Origin of the sequence: Crossiella sp. S99.2 (assembly GCF_023094165.1) — a bacterium.
Classification (GTDB): Bacteria; Actinomycetota; Actinomycetes; order Mycobacteriales; family Pseudonocardiaceae; genus Crossiella.
On the sequence record NZ_JALMDK010000026.1, the window covers coordinates 15,786 to 33,275 of the forward strand.

At 67.3% G+C, this 17,490-nt stretch carries 16 protein-coding genes; all 16 read right to left on the reverse strand.

Annotated elements, in window-relative coordinates; all coding sequences use genetic code 11:
• Nucleotides 1-53 precede the first annotated feature (53 nt).
• The gene (locus tag MZC64_RS46135; protein WP_308301143.1) at nucleotides 54-647 is read right to left on the reverse strand and encodes a DUF3558 domain-containing protein; all 594 of its coding nucleotides are present in this window, start codon (nucleotides 645-647) and stop codon (nucleotides 54-56) included.
• Nucleotides 647-1,378, reverse strand: coding sequence for a DUF3558 domain-containing protein (locus tag MZC64_RS46140; protein ID WP_247766013.1), 732 nt, complete (start codon nucleotides 1,376-1,378; stop codon nucleotides 647-649). Before MZC64_RS46140 ends, MZC64_RS46135 begins: the two co-directional genes overlap by 1 nt.
• 69 nt (nucleotides 1,379-1,447) lie before the next feature.
• Nucleotides 1,448-2,257 carry a hypothetical protein gene (locus tag MZC64_RS46145; protein ID WP_247766014.1) on the reverse strand — a complete coding sequence of 270 codons (810 nt, stop codon included), beginning with the start codon at nucleotides 2,255-2,257 and terminating at the stop codon, nucleotides 1,448-1,450.
• Nucleotides 2,258-2,548: 291 nt separating this feature from the next.
• The gene (locus tag MZC64_RS46150) at nucleotides 2,549-3,868 is read right to left on the reverse strand and encodes a hypothetical protein (protein WP_247766015.1); all 1,320 of its coding nucleotides are present in this window, start codon (nucleotides 3,866-3,868) and stop codon (nucleotides 2,549-2,551) included.
• 230 nt (nucleotides 3,869-4,098) lie between these two features.
• A complete protein-coding gene (locus MZC64_RS46155) occupies nucleotides 4,099-4,920 on the reverse strand; it encodes a hypothetical protein (protein WP_247766016.1) in 822 nt (273 codons plus the stop codon).
• Between the two features lie 149 nt (nucleotides 4,921-5,069).
• Nucleotides 5,070-5,612 carry a hypothetical protein gene (locus tag MZC64_RS46160; RefSeq protein WP_247766017.1) on the reverse strand — a complete coding sequence of 181 codons (543 nt, stop codon included), beginning with the start codon at nucleotides 5,610-5,612 and terminating at the stop codon, nucleotides 5,070-5,072.
• Nucleotides 5,603-8,719, reverse strand: coding sequence for a hypothetical protein (locus MZC64_RS46165; RefSeq protein ID WP_247766018.1), 3,117 nt, complete (start codon nucleotides 8,717-8,719; stop codon nucleotides 5,603-5,605). The genes MZC64_RS46160 and MZC64_RS46165 overlap by 10 nt, the downstream gene beginning before the upstream one ends.
• A gap of 323 nt (nucleotides 8,720-9,042) precedes the next feature.
• The gene (locus MZC64_RS46170) at nucleotides 9,043-9,435 is read right to left on the reverse strand and encodes a hypothetical protein (RefSeq protein ID WP_247766019.1); all 393 of its coding nucleotides are present in this window, start codon (nucleotides 9,433-9,435) and stop codon (nucleotides 9,043-9,045) included.
• Complete coding sequence (locus tag MZC64_RS46175) at nucleotides 9,429-10,046, reverse strand: RNA polymerase-binding protein RbpA (RefSeq protein ID WP_247766020.1); 618 nt, start codon at nucleotides 10,044-10,046, stop codon at nucleotides 9,429-9,431. Before MZC64_RS46175 ends, MZC64_RS46170 begins: the two co-directional genes overlap by 7 nt.
• Complete coding sequence (locus tag MZC64_RS46180) at nucleotides 10,004-10,477, reverse strand: hypothetical protein (RefSeq protein WP_247766021.1); 474 nt, start codon at nucleotides 10,475-10,477, stop codon at nucleotides 10,004-10,006. Before MZC64_RS46180 ends, MZC64_RS46175 begins: the two co-directional genes overlap by 43 nt.
• Before the next feature lie 155 nt (nucleotides 10,478-10,632).
• A complete protein-coding gene (locus tag MZC64_RS46185; protein WP_247766022.1) occupies nucleotides 10,633-10,944 on the reverse strand; it encodes a hypothetical protein in 312 nt (103 codons plus the stop codon).
• 97 nt (nucleotides 10,945-11,041) lie between these two features.
• Nucleotides 11,042-12,217, reverse strand: coding sequence for a helix-turn-helix domain-containing protein (locus tag MZC64_RS46190; protein WP_247766023.1), 1,176 nt, complete (start codon nucleotides 12,215-12,217; stop codon nucleotides 11,042-11,044).
• A 38-nt stretch (nucleotides 12,218-12,255) separates the two neighbouring features.
• Nucleotides 12,256-12,915, reverse strand: coding sequence for an HAD family hydrolase (locus tag MZC64_RS46195; protein ID WP_247766024.1), 660 nt, complete (start codon nucleotides 12,913-12,915; stop codon nucleotides 12,256-12,258).
• Between the two features lie 647 nt (nucleotides 12,916-13,562).
• Entirely contained in the window at nucleotides 13,563-14,117 is a 555-nt protein-coding gene (gene cyaB / locus MZC64_RS46200; RefSeq protein WP_247766025.1) for a class IV adenylate cyclase, read from the reverse strand.
• 16 nt (nucleotides 14,118-14,133) lie between these two features.
• The gene (locus MZC64_RS46205) at nucleotides 14,134-15,168 is read right to left on the reverse strand and encodes an aldo/keto reductase (RefSeq protein WP_247766052.1); all 1,035 of its coding nucleotides are present in this window, start codon (nucleotides 15,166-15,168) and stop codon (nucleotides 14,134-14,136) included.
• A 26-nt stretch (nucleotides 15,169-15,194) separates the two neighbouring features.
• Nucleotides 15,195-17,243 carry a radical SAM protein gene (locus MZC64_RS46210; RefSeq protein WP_247766026.1) on the reverse strand — a complete coding sequence of 683 codons (2,049 nt, stop codon included), beginning with the start codon at nucleotides 17,241-17,243 and terminating at the stop codon, nucleotides 15,195-15,197.
• Between the last annotated feature and the right edge of the window lie 247 nt (nucleotides 17,244-17,490).

Consider the following 17,490-nt stretch of genomic DNA (forward strand, 5'->3'; position numbering starts at 1 on the left):
ACCGGCAGGTCGTGCAGTGGTGCGGCACGATGGGACGTGCGCTGGCGGCGGCATCAGCGTCGGCCTTGCAGCGTGATGATGACCTGTTCGAGGATCTTGACACCGCGGGAGCACGGGTCGGTGAAGTCGCTCGGCTTGTCCACGCCAGGATTCAATGTCATGTTCGCCGGGATCATGATGGTGCGGGAGATCGCCAGGGTGATCTGGCAGTCACCCAGGTGTTGAACGGGGTCGTCAGCAATCACCGCGGGGTAGCCGGAAATCTCCAGAGGTTTCCACACTCGGAACCAGTGCTTGCGGGCGTAGAGATTGTCCAGGCCGCCGAGTTCGGTGTTGACAGTGAGTGACAACGCGATCCTGGCCGGGGTATCAAAGGCACGCCAGCTGCAGTCCTTGCCCAGCGGACCGTCGCCAGGCCGCCCGGCGACGGTGATGCCCAACTGTCTCAACTGGGTTCGGGTGAGTAGAGCGCAGCGATCATCGACGAATGGTGAGACGTCGAGTTCGGGCTGGGTCAGCACGGGAGCGCCGTATCTGTTCGTGCTGCCGGAAGCAGGAGCAAGGACCGGGGATTGCTGTGGCGCAGTGCATCCCGGAACCATCACTGCGGTGCAGAGCAGGAGCGAGAGGCTCAGCGGCAGGCGCATTACCGACCGCCCTTGAGGGTGAGGATGGCCTGCTCGAGGATCGCGACGCCGCGTGGGCAGGGGGCGTTGTAGTCGTGAGCTTGCTCTGCCCCACTCTTGACAGACAGGCCGACCCGAAGCAGAACGGTGGGCGACACCCCCACGTTGATCTGGCATCCCCCGGGCAGCCAGATGTCATCGTGGATCACTGCCGGGTAGCCGGAAATGGTCAGTGGTTCCCACCACTGGAACCCGCTCTTGAGACGGTAGAGCTGGTCGAGACCACCGAGCTGGGTATTGACGTTGAGGAAGAAGTCGACCTTGGCCGGAGTGTCGGTGGCATTCCAGCGGCAGCGCTTACCGAGAGGGCTGTCACCAGGTTGGCCAGCAACAGCGATGCCGAGCTGTGTCAGCTGGGATGAGGTGAGCAGTGCGCAGCGATCATCGGCGAATGGCCGGACGTCGAGTTCAGGCTGGGTCAGTGGTGGTGCGCCCTGCTTGTTCGCACTGCTGAGCACAGCGTTCGGAGCAGGGGTGGTGGTTGCGAGCTGCTGCGGCGCGGCGCATCCAGTGAGGAGCAGCATGGTGCACAGGCCCAGCATCCAGAGCGAGAGCGTCAACGCCGGGCGCCAGCGCATCGGCCTCGCCGCGGTGGTCGGCGGGGTCGGTGACCCTGCCCGTTGGCGCAGACCCGTGGACAAGACTGTGGCGTGGTCACCGAAGGCAGCGCGGTGATCGAAGGCGGTGATCATGACATCGTCCCAAGGGGGTGAGAACGGTTGTGCGGTAGCGGTTGTGAGGCCGGTGTCGAGCCTGAACGGTCAGGTGCGCTGGTCGTAGGCAATGAGCACCGGCACCAGTTCTTCGGCCAGCTTGCGCACACGGGCCCGGTCAGGAGGGACGTCCTTGAGCCGTGCGTGTTTCCGCTCCTCCGGGTCCCAGTACTCCCGGGTCCGGTACTCCACCAGCCACACCCAGTCGCCCTGACCCAGATGCGGGATCCGGATCCGCATGTCGACCTTGGCGAATTCCTCAGCAAGGGGCACCGTCTGGAAGGCCACCTCCCGCCCACCGATCTCCACCACTTCGGCAGTCGAGTCGGGGATCCCGGGATTGGGGCAGCTCCAGCACGAACCACCCTGCTGGACCTCCTGCGGGCTCAGGGCCCACGGGCCACGCCCCAACATGACCTCCAGCCGCGGGTAGGCCGGATGGCTCGTGGCGAACACGCTGCACTGGATTCCGTGGGTCACGGTGAGATAGGCCGAATCGCCCACCAGCCCGTCGGTCATCATCGATGCGAGGCGAGCCCCGGCGAGCGCGTCGCAGGCATAGACGGCCCCCCACTGCGCTCCATGTTCGGAAAGCTGTGAGACATAGGGCAGCACCGTTGCCAGAGGGCGCTGCTCCGGCTGCGCCCACGGCTGACAGCCGTCGGTGACCGCGCGAGGATGCTCACACGCCCGCACATCAGGCTGACCGACCGAGTGCGGAGCCCGGTCAACACGGCTGTCCTGATCCGGTGCGGCAACCGGCATACAACCGCCCGCGATCAGTGTGATGGCCAGAACGCACATGGCAATCACGCGACGGGGAGGCTTGTTCCACGGGCGGGAAGGCATGGTGGTCACAGAAGAATGTCCTTGCCTGGTAAGACTTTCGATGGTGTCTGAATTGTGTGTGGCCGGCCGTGGTGTGCTGATGCCCGAGGGTTCACGGAGGTATCCGCTGGGATTCTGTGGTGCCATCGCCCGAGGACAGTGGCTGCGGTGCAACCCGATGCAGCTGGGTTCCTCTGGAGGTTATGGAGTGGATGCCTTGGTGCCACTGGGAATCCTCGACGCCGGCCACCTGGCCACGGAGGCGGCCGATAGGCGCCGTGGGACGCACCGTTTTCACGGCGTCAGCAACACCCGACATGGTCAGTCCTCCGTGGCCCCGGCAGTGTGGTCGCTGGATCCTGTTGCGGAGCGCAGTTCCTGCATCTTGATGCGCATCCGGTTCGCTGCTGCGGCGTCGGTGAGCGAATACCAGCTCGCTGCCTTCTGGAAACAGCTGTAGGCGCCCTCGCTCTTGCCTTCGCCCAGACGCAGCTCACCCCAAGCCTGGTAGGTCTCCGCCAGCTCATACAGTGCACTCGCGCGAGAGAACAGATGCGCGGCCTTGGCCAGCTTCTCCGCAGCCTTGGCGTTCATGCCCAGGTCCCGGCGTGCCTGGCCATCCAGGAGCAAGGCCCTGCCGATGTTGTACCAATCCCGCGGGCATGCCTGCCGCAGCAGGTTGTTGGCGCGGCTGGCCAGCTGCCGGGCCGCTCCGGGAGCCTGGTCGGCACGTTCGAGAGCGGATCGCTCCAGCAACAGCAACGCCAAGTGCCGCCGAGGGTCCCCATCGGCGTCGGCGAGTAGCGCTTCCCCTTCTCCCAGCACCTCCCGGGCGGAGGCACTGTCGTTGTCCGCCACGAAGATCCGTGCCTTCAAGCCCAGTGCGGAAACCTGTGCCCAGATGTGCCCTGCGGCGCGAGCTTCCTCTTCCACTGTCTCGGCCTGGGCCATCGCCGCGGACGGCTCTCGGTTGTCCAGCAACGTGTTCCCCAGCCGCAGCCGCGCCCAGACCTGATGGCGCAGCTCCCGGCAGTTTTCGGCGGCCTTGACTTCCAGTTCGCCGATGACCAGCGCGGCAGCGGTGTCACGAAGGCACAGACCGTAGGACCGCAGCGCGTATGCCAGCAGCCAGACCCGCATCCAGTCGCGGCGCTCCGCTGCGATGGTCAGTACCTCCAGCAACGGCTGGCGATGGCAGGCCAGCCACTCCAGAGCCCCAGACGCGCTATCGGGCACATCGCGCAAGTACTGGCGACCAGGTGTGCCCGCAGGCGGTGCCGGGTGTGCGTCGAGGGGAAACAGGAGAACGCAGGTGGCACGCGCGGCAGCCAGGTACCACTCCAGCAGGGCCAGTCTCGTGGCCGAGAGTACCTGCGCCGGCAACGTGTGGTTAGCGAGCCACCTGGCCTTGTCGCGGACGTGGCGGGAGGCGAAGGTGTGGCTGCCTTCGGGGTCAGCCATCAGGAGGTGTCTGCGCAGCAAGGGCTCCAGCCGCTCGCCGACCTGATCGCGGGGACAGCCCAGCAGAGCTGCCACCACCCCCGGCACCATCGGCGAATGGGGATGAACACCCAAGAGGGCGCAGTCGGTGGCGGCCTGCTCCGGCAGCTCCGCCGCCAACCGCAGTGTCGAGCCAGTCACGGGAAGGGTCCTTGTCTCACCGCTGTAGCGGTGCTGGTGTCGAGTCGAGTGCGACACTGGGAGGAGGCGGCGCCGTGTCGAATTGAGGGCGGATGGCGGGCCACAGACACACCGCCGCAGGAGCAGGGCGTTTGGGCGGTCGCGGTGGCTGGTCGGGTGAGTTGCCGGGGCTGGCCTGACACAGCAGCGGTGTCCGGGTGCGCCGGCCGGGGACCTGGTGTGGGGCTGGCTCAGCAGCATGGGCGCGCCTCCAGCCTGGCCAGTGCCGCTTCGGTGGCCAGTTCGGCGCGGGCTTCGCTGTGGCTGCGGTAGTGCTCCAGTGCGGCGGCGAGCACAGCCGGAGGGACAGCCAGGGTGTCCAGAGCGATGTCGATGAACGGCGGATGGTGCTCGGTGGGTCTCGACCAGTGGTCGTCGGTGATGCGGTGAGCACGCATCGGGCGGTACGCGTGGACCCGCACCACCGCATGGCCGGGCAGCAGGCCACGCCACAGCTCCCGGAACTCCTCCACGCCGTCCCACAGGACCGAGAATTCGGTCCCGCCACGGCAGACGACCAGTCCGCGCGGGTTCAGTCTCACCGTGATGTAGCGGTGCCTGGCCTGGTACAACTCGGTGAGATTGACTCCTGCACACGTGATCGGGATCAGCCAGAACAGAACGACACCGGCTACGGCCAGCACGGTGTAGAGGCCGGGATCGTGCAGTGCGGCCCGCGCGAGCTCAGGCCCGACAGCGACCACCAGCGCCGTGGACGGAGCGACCAGCAGCGACCATGCCAGCATCCGGCGCACCGCGTGCAGCAGCACCGCGCGCGGCGCTGAACGCACCTCCACGCACGGGTTTCCGCCGACCACAGTCAGTACCACCGGCTCCCGGCCGGCACGCGGGGCAGCGCACCACAGAACGGGGCGCAGCAGCTCGGCGACTACGACTGCGGCCAGCACCGCAAGTGCGGGAGTCGACCACGGGCGGGGCACCGCGAGCAGATGGGAGAGCAGCAGTGCTGCGGCGCACAGCACCACGCCCAGCCGCAGCATGCTGGCTGTCACCGTCCACGCCGTGCCCCGGACCCACTCCGGCAGCAGAACCTCCGAGAGCGGCGGTTCACCGCCGGGCGGTGACGCGCCGACGATCGGAGGCACGCAAGGGTCACCGGCGGGCACAGCCGTCCGTGGGGGATCGGCGGGGCGCTGTGCGCTCATGACGTTGCCCCAGCCGATCGGGCGGCCAGCGTGGTGAAGATCGACAGGGGCACGACCTCAGTCGTCAGCGCCACCGGTACGGTGCCCCGGCGCAACTCCGCTTCCACCCACAATCCCACCTGGTTCTTGGTGTCCCGGGGACCTGCCAGGAATCGCGTGTAGCGCCGCACTCCGTGGGGATAGAGCACGACTCCCAACGCGGATCCAGCGAGCAGCTGCGCTTCCTCTTCAGAGGTCAGCCGGGAGAGCACCACTGTGGCCGCGACGTGCGCCAGCAGCGACCCGCCTGCACACTTGGCTGCCCGGAGTTCGCCTGCGCGTACCTGAAGCTGCTCATCACCGGACAGGCTCAGCGCCAACGCAATCTCGGGAGCGACATCTCTGGGCGTCCGCTCCACCGCGGCGAGAAGCTGGTAGGCCACGGTCAGCCCGCTCATCTCAGCCACCACCGACATGAACGAGTCACCGCGGCTCAGCAGCGCCGCCCAGACATACCAGGCATCGGTCACCGGATCCGGAGTCCCCGCCATCATCCGCACCCCCGCTCTCGTTCCCGAAGCGCGCCCGGCCCGGGTACTGGACGCCCCGGCGCCGGGGGCAGAGCCCAGCGGTGATGCTGCGGGGGAGTGCGGGACTGCCACGCGGGGTCCAGGGCCGCGGTCAGCACCCGGCGGGTCGGGCTCTCCGGCAGTCCCTTCATCAACTCCTTCCGCTGGACAGCAGCCTGTGTGGGGGCACCGGAGAGCAGAAGCAGCAGCGCGCCGGCGGCGCGGGCCGCGGTCTGCACCCGCCGCACCCCGTCGGTATCCGGGAGGTCCTCGATCCGGGCCAACGTTTCCTGAGCCTCGGTGGTGGCGCCGCGGTGGGCGTGCAGCACCGCGGTCGAGAGCAACACCCCGGCGGCGGCCCACGGCTCGTCCTCACCGGGCAGCAGTTCCTGCGCCTGGCCCAGCACCTCCCGCGCCCGCCGGAGATCACCCTCGGCAGCGATGGCCATGCCCAGCCGCCACAGGTACTGCCCGCGCACACCGGGATCCAGCACCGACCCGGTAGCGGTGAGCACAGCCTGATAGAGCCGCTGAGCGGCGGCCGGATGTGCCAGCCGGGCCGTCGCCCCGTCCACGATCCGGATCAGATGACGCAGCACCGCCCGGGACGCCCGCCGTGGCCCGATGGACTCGCTCAGACCGGCCAAAGCATGCTCCACCACTCCGGCGCACCCTGCTGGGACGGTCCCATCAGGGTGACAGGCCAGGATCGCGATCCCCAGAGCCACAAGCCGGCCCTGGGCGGCCGCGCTGATCTGGGTCAGGCTGAAACCAACCTCCAGCCATTGCCGGGCCTGGGCCACGCCGCCGCGCTGCACCGCGAGCAGGCCCAGCACCTCCACCAGATGCCGCGCCTCCCCCTCGAGTCCGACCTCCACCACCTGCCGCAGGGCAACGGCCAGGGTCGGTGCATGCCGCTCCAACCACACGGTCGCCGCGGACACATCCCCGGCTCGTTCGGGGGCCAGGCGCCTGAACTGGGGCCGACGGAGTTGGGTGTAGCCGCCGGTGGCCACCGCACTGGCCACGGTGGCCTGGGCGGTGAGCTGACAGATCGCCCGGCGCACCGCCCCGTCCTGCGCCGCCGGCGTCAACTCGGTGACAGCCTGGCTGCGCAGCAAACCGGCCAGGCTCGGCTGGATCCGGTAGTGCAGGCCGTCGGAGCTGACCAGCAGAGCACGGGAGGCCAGCAGCCGCAGCAGATCGGCACCCTCCTCAAGGGTGGCGGCGCCGGTAGCAGCCGCAGCCACCGCGGGGGTGACGATCCAGCCCGGCAGCAACGCCAGACGCCGTAGCTGCCCCAGCGATACCGGGGGCAGCCACGCGCAGGCCACCGCCAGCGCCGCGGCCACCTGCCGCTCGGCCTCCCCCGCTCCGACGGTGCCAGCCTCAACCGGGTGGGCCAAGCGTGCGTGCAGGGTCTCGGCGACCACACACAGCGAGAGCTCTGGGCAGGCCGCCAATGCCGATCCCACCATCCGCAACGCCAACGGCACGCCCCCACACCCGGCCACAATGTCCGCGCATGCCTGAGGCTCGGCGTGCACACGGAGCTGTCCGACCAGCCCAGTCAGCACCACCCTGGCCCCAGCCTCCGGCAGCCCCGACAGGCGCACCACCGGCACGGCAGACCCGACCTGAGGCAAGTCAGATCCCCGGAAGGTCATGACCGTCGCAGACTGCGGCGCCCGCAGAGCCAGCGCACGCGCCTGCTCCAGCGATGCGGCGCCCTCGATGACCACCAGTAGTTGCAGGTGCTCGGTGTGGCGGTGCCACAGCTCGGACAGTTCCGCGACGCTGCCCGCGGTATCGATGTCCACCGGCGAGACAGCCAGCGTGCGCAGAGCCTCGATCAGGGCCCAGCGAACCTGCTCTGCAGGCTCAGCCTCCGACCTGTCCAGGGACAGCCACAGCACACCATCAGGCCACCGTGCCGCAGTGGCGGGCAATCCCGCCCAATGCGCCACCGTGGCCGTCACGCCGATACCCGGTGGCCCGATCACCGCGACCTCCGCCGGGCGCAGCGTGAGCGCGCACGGACGAAGCCGCCCCAGCTCCTCCACCACCTGCTCCCGCCCGACAAACCGGTCTGCGGAAGGCGGTGCCGCGCACAAAGCCGCAGTGGTGCCAGCGTTCTCCGGTTGCTCGCCCAGCGCGATCCAGGAATCCAGCCGACGCAAGCCCGCCAGCACCCGCACCCGCGTCGAAGAAGCACACAACGCCAGAACCACCTGCACCGCGCCACTTCCCCGCGAACCCGGCGGCGCCCACCACTCAGCGGCGGCACGGTGTCCCGCGGCCAGGCCCGGCTCCCCGGCCTCATGGTGGATCACCGCGTGCAGTGCGTGCGCCACCGCGAGATCGCCCGGATATCCGGCTCCGGTGAGCAACGCCAACGCCATCGAGGCGTCCTTGCGGGCCTGCCCGGCACGCCCTGGCTGACACAGGAGGAAGCAAGCCGCGGCGATCGAAGCCCGCGCCGCGCCCAACGTGTCCCGGTGAACCCTCAACGTCACCGGGGCCAAGCGATGATGATCCTCCGCCACGACGAGAGTGCCGCTGGCGGCCAGAAACTCCCCCAACAGCAACAGCCGCCGACCGTGCGCCCGGCCAGGCTCGCGCACCGCCGCTTCCACTGCCAGCGACATGGACTCGGCCGCCTGCTGGAGGTCCCCAGCACGCGCGGCCAACAGGCCCCGCGCCTCCAGCACCAGCCCCTCAACCTCACCACGCACCGCCGGGTCGGTGACCGGGCTCAACAACGCCAGCGCCGCAGCACATTCCGGCTCGGCCAGCGCATCCATCCCAGCACCAGGGGCAGTGTGCAGATAGCCCAACGCGAGCCACCCACGCAGCCGCGCCTCCGCGGCATAGTCGCCCAGCTGCCTGGCCGCACCGATGCCGATCAGCATGGTGCTGATCCACTCCGCGGCCTCGCAGTGCTCGATGAGCACCTCCAGCCGCAGCACCTCACACAGCTCCACCACCAGCGGGTGGTCACCCGCGTTGGCGGCGTGAGTGACAGCCACGATCAGGTCTGGACGCAACCGCCGCAACGTCGCCGCCGCGGCGGCACGATCAGCCAGCGGCGCCGGCATTTCGTCAAGTCCCAACCGGGGAGCCAGGACGTCGAGGGCGGCCCTCGCCGCCTCAAGGCTGCCGCGCAGCCCGGCCGCCACTTCCGCGCGGCGTTGGGCACTCGTGGGGAGAGTTCTCCTTTGTCGGGCCATGGTTCAGTGGCTCCCGCTGTTGCCGGTATCCAGCAGCGGGGCAGTCTCCTGCTGGCGGCCCTGGCACATCCCGTCCCAGGAGTCGGTCGCCGCAACGGCCGTGTTATCGCGCCGGGCTGTGCCCGCACGGTCGGGGACGCGCTCGGGCACCTGGTGGGTGGCGCTGCCTGGCCGAGCCTCGTTGGCCTCTGTCATGGCTGTACCAATCCCAGACGGCCCGGGAAACGCACCACCGTGCCGTTGGCCTCACGCACGGGAACAGCGCTATTCTGCGACGCTGTGCCCACCAGCGGATGTTCCTGCGATACCCGTTTCTGTTCGCGGCGCAACGCGAGCTGAGCATCGGCCACGGCTTGGCAGATCGCGGCATGATCGTCGCCCACCGCAGCCAACCTCGCCGGATCAGGGCACGGCTCAGCTCTCAGCACGCGAAGCTGGGACTCGATGGCAGTCAACGCCGCGATGGCGGTGCGGAGACGCTCATCAACCTCAGTACTCCGCAGCTGACAATCGGTCCATCCCTTCACACGGGCCAGCTGCACGTCGCTGAGGCCCAACGGCCACACCACACTGGAGATCACCATCGAGCCCCCTTGTTCCGGGCTTTGATCAGCCTTTCCCGAACCGGGCTGTGCGGGCCCGGCCCACGAAGTTGCCGCTCCACCTCATCCGGATCAAGCTGCTCATCTCGCTCGGCGGCGAGACCGACCAGAATCTCTGCAACACCTCGCTCCAGCTGCGAGATCGTGCGGCGCTCCCTCAGCTGCCACCACGGGCCGATTCCGTCATGAGCCCGGACCTGACTACCCGCCGCCGAGGACTGCCTACTGACCTTCGCCGCAGCCGCCATCACGTTCCCTGCAAGCGCCGCTTCCACGCTGTGGCCGCGGCATTCCCATGCCTGCGGGATCGGCACGTCCTCAGCGAAGTTCAGCTCGAAGGTGTGTCCCTGCGGGCAGAAGTAGGTCACCGTGCTTCGGGGTGCGAGTTCGCGCCGATCCGGGTTCTCCCGACTTCGTCGGGTGTGCTCCGGGCGGGCACCCATGACTGCGAGCCGTGTCCGGGCGCCGTCCGGGCGCTGTCCATCAAGTCCGGCGTGATCCCGCGCGATGGCTGTCTTGGCGATGTTTCTGTTGTGTGGCAACGGTTGTCCTAGATCCAGCAGGTCGGTTCGGCGGAAACTGAGGTGTGCCACGACGGCGATGGTGAGATATCGCGTTGCTGAGGCAGCTGCGACGCGGGCTGCCTCGGTGAGCCAGGAAGCATGCGCCGCACCAGCGGCTGCGGGAGCCCGACCACAACGGCGATCTCCGCGACCGAGCGCTGCTGTCGGTGCAGCGCACGGATTTTCGCCCGCCGCAGGTCCCACTCGCGCTGGCTGAGTTCCACATCAGACGGTGAGGTCACGCCCAGTCGTCCCGCCGCGAACTCGTCGTAGCCGAGCACCAACGCAGCCTGAGCGAGGCTGAGGTGACATTCGTACATCAGCTCCTCCACCTTGCAGCGCAGAGTGGCACGTTCCACCGGGTCATCCGGAAGGTCGGTCCTGAGACCGCGGCAGAACCGTTGCAACAGAACGCTTTCCAGCGGATCAGGCGCATTCGGTAGTCGTCGACGTTCGTACACGGGCGAGTCGTTCCTCCACCATGGAGTGTCGAAGAAGGAGGGGGCGCGGACCGGGGCCATGGCCCGCGCCCCCCGTGAACGGCCAGACAGATGCGCTGTGAGGGACAGCACGACGTCGGCCGACGCCTAAGTAGTGCGGCGCGCTGGGGTGGCACTCATCCGCTGTGATGAGCCAAGACGGAGACCGCTGGGTAGGCGGCACTGATCACGATCGCGACGCTAAGAAGGAGCATCGCAATCGGCCCGGTGGCCCGGCGGCGCGTCGCCCAGTCAGCAACCACCAGCCGCATGAAACCTAGGAGCGCCTCGACGATGAGAGCGGCGGCAGCGATGGAAAGTAGCCACGCAGCTGCAGCCTCCGGCGCCCCAACCGGCTCAATGGCACTGGCCACAGCGCCGCCGAACAGGGCCAACACCAGGGCAGACACCTCTCGCCAGAGGCTTGCAGGATGCTTGCTCGTCGTCATCTCGGCCATCCTCCACTCGCACGTTGGTTACCTGAGTGGATCGATCATCGAGGTTGTCAATCCCCCTAACACACACAAAATTGTGTGTGTTCAAGGGCTATACAATCCCTGCCCATCTAGCTAGGGTGAGTAGTTCTCCATCGAGAGACCGTCGACCTCGTGCTAGACGCGTCAGCACCTCCTTGACACGCGGGTGCTCCTTCACGTGTTCGGGTGCAACCGCTTTCGCCTCTTGAATCGCCTGGACTGCGGCCACTTGGTTGCCCGTCCACAGGTACGCGACTGCTAGGTCGATGTGATAATGGGAGAGGCGCTCGGCGGGGATGTCTTCAGATGCCGTCCAAGACCTCGCCAGTTGGACCGCTTTATCGAATTCATCTAGCTCGATAGCGGTGGCAACATGGTGTGTATGTACGGAGGAGGGGCCGAATGCCGTTCCGTAGTAGATTCCCTCTGTGGTGTTCTCGGCGTACCGTCGTGCGTAGTCCATGTGAAGGTCGGCATCTGAAGGCTCACCTGCGCGAGCGGCGACAACTGCGGCCCGCATGTGCAGAGAGCCGCGAATGGCTGTAGCTAGCTCGGAAGTAGCTTTCGGCATTGTGCCAATAGCGGTTTCAAGCCTGCTTTGAGCAATGCTAAGGTTCTTGTTTGCGAAGTAGATTTCCGTGCGAACGTAAGCTGCTGAGGCTTGGAGCAATGGGTCGTTGGCTGCTTCTACGGGGCGCCGCATTACTTCGAGGATTCTTCCCGAGAGGTCAATATATCCATGCTTGTATGCGACGCCGTCTGCTGATCGGTAGGCATGGGCTAGGAGGAACTCGACCTGCTCGCGCTGTCGCTCCGGCACCTGTTGTCTGGCTCGCGAAAGCTCTGGGATCAACCCAAGTAGCTTGTCGATCAGATGGCCATACCTGGAATCGATGCGGAGCGCCGTGCACTCGATTACTTCCGAACGCAGGATGGCAAGTGGTCGCACCGGACCATCGTCAGGGTCATCGTAGAAGTCGAGTACCGTGCGCAATGCTGGGATCTGATCGTGAACCTTGTTCTTGCGGCGTGCCGTGTCGCCGTCAAGCTTGTCTGGGTCTATTCCCAATTCTCGTGCGAGAAGATCTACAGTGGCGGCGGTTGGCTTCCGCTCGCCCAACTCAAGCTTGTCGAGGTAGCTGAACGAGATGCCAGCGCGCTGCGCGAGCGTCTTGCGAGTGAGCCTGGCGGCATTGCGATGAATCCGGAGGCGGTCACCGAAGTCTGAATGGATCGATTCTGGCATGACCGCCTCCTTCTGCTGTGTCTGGCGAAGGGGATACCTTACGATACGCTGTCGTGATCTCTGGTTACAACGTCCGGCAAGTCGCTCAAAGAATCCAGGATCCAGTCCGCCGCGGCACGCGTTCTCGGGTCGTCCCCCCAGTACAGTCCCCACGGACCGCGCCGGATCAGGACTGTGCGCAGCCCTGCTCTCTTAGCCGGTATGAGATCGTTGTCGCGATGATCGCCGACGTAGACGATCTCCGATGGTTGCTTGCCAGCCATCTTGATGACATTTGAAAAGAAATGTGGGTCAGGTTTGGCTACACCCCATTCTCCGGAAGTAGCCAGTCCGTCAACGGCTAGATCGAGATTTCGCAGCATGCTTCCGGCGCGGGCAGTCTGGTTGCCGGCGACGCCTACCCAAAGCCCTCGGCGGCGCAGCTCCGCTAGCGTCTCCTGCACGTCGCCGTAGAGGTCACATTTTTCGATACGTTCGCCCCGACCTGCCGCCTCTCTGCGTAGTCTTTCTGATGCCAGGTTGAAGCCGGGGTGAATTATTTGAAATGCGTCAGAATTGTCACGTCCTTCCATGGTGACGGCTCCCACTAGTGCTGACAGTGTGTGGTGTGGAATCCCAATCCAGTCGGCCCATCGATTCCATTCGCGAGTATCATCGATTAGCGTCTCGCCAACATCGAATACTACCGCCGATATCATCTAATCTCCGTATAGTCGCCGCCTTTCGCTTATTCTACGGTGTCGCAGGCGGAGCCTGCAGAGTCGGTGGCTAACGCCGCTCATGGCGTGGTTGGTCTAGAGGGTCGACTGGGGTTTGCTGTGACGGGCACGAGAAGTGTCGGCGAGGCGTGGCTAGGTTCCACCGGTCTTGGTGGCATAAGGTGAGCGGGATCGTCGACTTCGCAGCAGCGTTGACCGAGCCCCGTTATGTTGGCTGAGGTACTCGGCCAGGCATGCATGGAACTGCGTGAAACGCGTTCCATCCGGCAGTTCAACCTCTGCAATGTTCACGACGAGCTTTCGGCTGTCATCTATGAGACGTTCACCGTGGATAGTCCGCATTATTAGTTCGTCGCGACTTTGTTCGGTGATCACCAGTACAGCGCTACCGTCGACGTGGCTATCTGTAGTGCTTTTCCAGAGCCATCTGTATAACCCATGAGTAGCGACTCGGTGAACTGATCGATCATCTGCAGCTGGTTGGTAGGGACGGGCAGTGTGGCTGCACCTGCGGGACCGAGCAGTTGGCGGTTGTCGGGACGTCCTGTGCGGAGTCGGTGCGGACGCCGGTGAGTTCGGTGACCCGGTGCAGCACTGGGTCGCCGCCGCCAACCACCGCCGCCTGGTCAGTGTTCGCGGCCGAGGAGCATGTGGGGATAGCCGCGGTTGACCGGTGCGCCCAGCTCCACCCCGAGTTCGGCGATGAACTTGTCCAGCCGGGCGGTCGCGTCCGCGACGGTGTCCGCCGCGCCCTTGAACTCGAACTCGACGAAGTCGCCGGCGCCGACAACGTGATCGAAGACGACCTCTGCCTCTCCGAGCCGCCACTCCTCGCGGGTTTTGTCCACGGTGACCAGCGGGTGAAAGCCCAAGGCCTCGATCAGCAGGCGGATGGCCTCGACGTCGCCGACGGTGGACTCGTACTCGTCGGCATGGGTCTTGATCAGGTCCTCGATGGGGTGCCAGCGCTTGAAGTTGACGGAGCTGCCACGGGCCTCGGTGCGGATGCGCAGCCACTCCGAGATCGCCGCGGGTGCGGTGAAGTCGCGGCTGGGGTGGTTGTAGTAGGCGTCGATCTGGTGGGTGGGGCCGGCGGGCTTGGATCCCCGTTCGGTGAGCACGGCCTTGAGCGCCGCGGGGTCGGGCAGGGCGAACTTCTTCTCGATCTCGATGTGCTGCACGGGTTGTCCTTCCGGGTCAGGCTGGCGAACGGGGGTGGAGCAGGTCGCGGATCTCGGTGATCTCCTCGTCGGTGAGTGGATCGCCGAGGCAGGTGATGTTGGTCTGGATCTGTTCAGGGTTGCGGAAGCCGGTGAGCACGATCGAGTCGGGGGCGTGCTGCATGGCGTAACGGAGCGCGATGCGGGCCAGCGCGGCGGGGTGATCGCCATGGCGGGCACGCAGCGGCGCCAGAGTGTCGGCCAGCCGTCGCAGTGCACCGGGGGCGAAACGGGGGTCGGTGTGGCGATGATCGGTGGCGCTGAAGCGGCGTGGCCGGTCGGGGTCGTGGGCGCCGAGCAGTAGCCCCTGGGCGAGGACCTGTTTGATGAGCACGCCGACCTGGTAGCGGCGGGCGAAGGTGAAGATGTCGGTCTCGTCGGGGCGGTAGAGGGGGCTGAGCAGGTTGTAGCGGGCGGTGAGCACGTTCGGGCGGATGCGGTCGAACAGGTGCAGGAACCGGGCGGTCTCGGCCTGCCGCGGGCCGGGGCAGGCTGCCCATTCTTCGGCGAAGGCGTGCGGGGCGCGCATCCCGACCGCGCCGATAAGACCCTGCTCGCACCAGGCGGCCAGCAGGTTGATCGCGCCGGGCAGGTACCGGTCATGCTCGCCGAAGTCGGTGCTGTGCAGGAAGTACACGTCGAGTCGGTCGGTGTCGAGGTTGTCCAGCGTGGTGGCGAGCTGGTGGCACATCTGCCGCGGGTGATAGGGGTGCGCTCCGGTGCCGGCGAAGTAGCCGACCTTGCTGGAGATGATCACCTGGTCGCGGTCGATCTCGCGCAGCAGGCGGCCGAGCAGGCGTTCGGAGCGGCCCAGGCCGTAGACGTCGGCGGTATCGAACAGGGTGATGCCGAGTTCGTGGGCGCGCCGCAGGGCGGCGTAGGCGATGTCGGGATCGACGTCGTCCCAGCCGATCGGGATCCCGTTGTTGGCGGCGGGGCCGCCGACGGTCCAGCAGCCGGCGCCGAGCACGGAGACCGTGCGGCCCAGACCGGGCAGCAGCCGGTGTTGCATGGTGTCCACGGTGTGGCTGTCCTCTCTCAAGTGCCGCAGGGGTCGGCGGCGTTGATGAGCTGCCAGGTGTGGGTAGCACTCCAGCGGTCGTACTCCCGCTGCAGCAGGTCGCGATGCTCCGGCGGCAGGTCGAGCACCGTGGTGGTCATGATCGGGTCGAGTGCCGCGTGCAGCTGGCGGATCAGGTCTTCGACCACCGCGGCGCACCGCTGCTGCAGGCGTAACCGGTCGCTGGTGTCCGGGTCGGTCTCCGCCAAGACGGCGAGCAGGTCACCGAGGAGGTGGTAGGCGGTGCTCTTGAACACTTGCCGCAGGTCCCTGACGCGGTGGTAGGCGGGGCCGGTGAGGATCTTCTCCAGGGACTTGAGGGTGTAGTCCAGGGGGAAGTTGCGGTCGATCCAGCGTTGCGCCCAGTCGGCGAGTACCCCGATGCGCCAGTCCGCGTAGCGGGCCTGGACCCGGCCCATCGACAGGTCGGGCTGCCCGGCCAGGCCCGCGGCTTCGACCCGGCGGGTGTAGGCGGCGCCGATGAGGCACTCCATGCCCACGAGCGGGTAGCTGATGGCGGTGTAGAACGGGCGGCCGGTGGTGTGGGCGGCGACCCACTGCGCGTCGCGGACGCCGTCGACGATCTCGGCCACGCTCAGCTTGGGCCGGGGTGCCAGGAGCAGGTCGGTGCGGCCCTGGAATTCATATGTCTGGCGGAGTTCCTCCACGGTCATCAGGTGGTCGAAGGTGAGGTAGGTGAAGCGGGGCGGCACGCCCAGGGCGGTGAGGGTGCGGATGGCCAGGGCGTTCTGCTCGCCGGTGGTCTCCTTGTGGAAGCGCTGGAGGATCGTGGTGACACCGGACTCCACCCCGAACAGGCAGCGCCGTAGGCCCCGCTGGACCAGGTCCCGCCACATCTGGGCACGATCGAGGTGCCAGTCATGGTCCTGGCCGGGGTGTACGACCTGGTCGATGCGGCAGGAGGTCTCCCAGGTGAAGCCGGCCGCGGCGAGTTGGTCGGCGGTGGCCAGCGCCCGCGGCACGGCGTCGGCGCCGCGGCCGATGAACTCCTCGTCGACCACGTACAGGGTGCGGCTGATCCGCGGATGCCGGTCGAAGACCTCTCGCAGGGCGGCCAGCATCCAGCCGGTGCCGTCCGGGTCGGCGCCGGCCCACTGTCCTTTGTGGCCTCGAGGGCAGAAGGAACAGGTGCTGGTGCACCCACGGGAGAGTTCGAGCTGGGCGACACCGTTGTGGGCGAAGGTGGCATCAAGCAGGTCCAGTTCGGGCCAGATGTCGGTCTGCGACCGGTTGGCCACCGTGGCGGTGCGCCGTGCCCTGCCGATGGTCAGCGTGCCTTCGCCGCGGGCCGATCCCCGGAAGGCCGCGCCTCGGATCTGCTCGCGGCCGAGGTCGCCATGCCAGTGGGCGAGCACGTCGGCGATCGTGGGTTCGCCCGCGCCCCGACCGATGATCAGGTTGGGGTAGCGATCCAGCAGAACGCGCTCGTTGCGCACAGTCAGGCTGCCCCCGGCCACCAGCAACGGCGGCTGGTCGGCGACGGTGACCTCATCGAGCAGCCGGGTCATCAGGTCGTGCTGGCCGAAGGTGGCCGAGATCCCGAGGATGTCGACCTCACCGGAGGCCACCCGAGCGAGGATGTCCGGCAAGGTGGCGCCGAGCTGCATGTCCATCAGCTCGACCTGGCCGAGCAGGCTCAGCCGGGCGGCGCGCGCCAGATCGGAGATGGCCAGCGGAAACCGCGGCAGCGGGAAGTGCTCCGGGTGATACAGCGAGGTCAGCAGCAATCGCGGGCGCAGCAGTCGGTGGCGGGCTTGGTCGGTGACCTCGACAGGGGAAAGCCAGTCGTTCGGTTCGGTGATCACCAGGTTGCCTCGGACCCATGCGGGCCAGGTGCGGGATGCGTGGGTTCGTCCGGACAGGTCCGCAGCGGTCCAGGGCTCACCCGGGCTGTTCTCGATGAGCAGCAGTCGCCGCTCCAGCGTGCCGGTGACCACCACCGTCCGCTCGGTGCCCACGTGCTCGGTCACGGCGTGGTGGATCTGCCCCGGGTCAGACAACGGCACGCTCCACAGTGGACAGGCCAGTGCGGGGGCAGCTCCGGTGGCGTGGGCGAGCGCGAAGAGCAACCGGTCATGAGGCGACAACATCGTTCTGGGCACGGGAAACCTCCAGGTGGCAGGGGGATCCGGGCAGCGTTGATCGCCGGGTGCCGCAGCGGCACCCGTGGGTGTGGGTGGTGGGGAAGACCGGGAGGCGGGGAACGCGCCGTGCGGGGGTGTGCGCGTTCCCCGCGCTCTGGCGTGCCGCCGG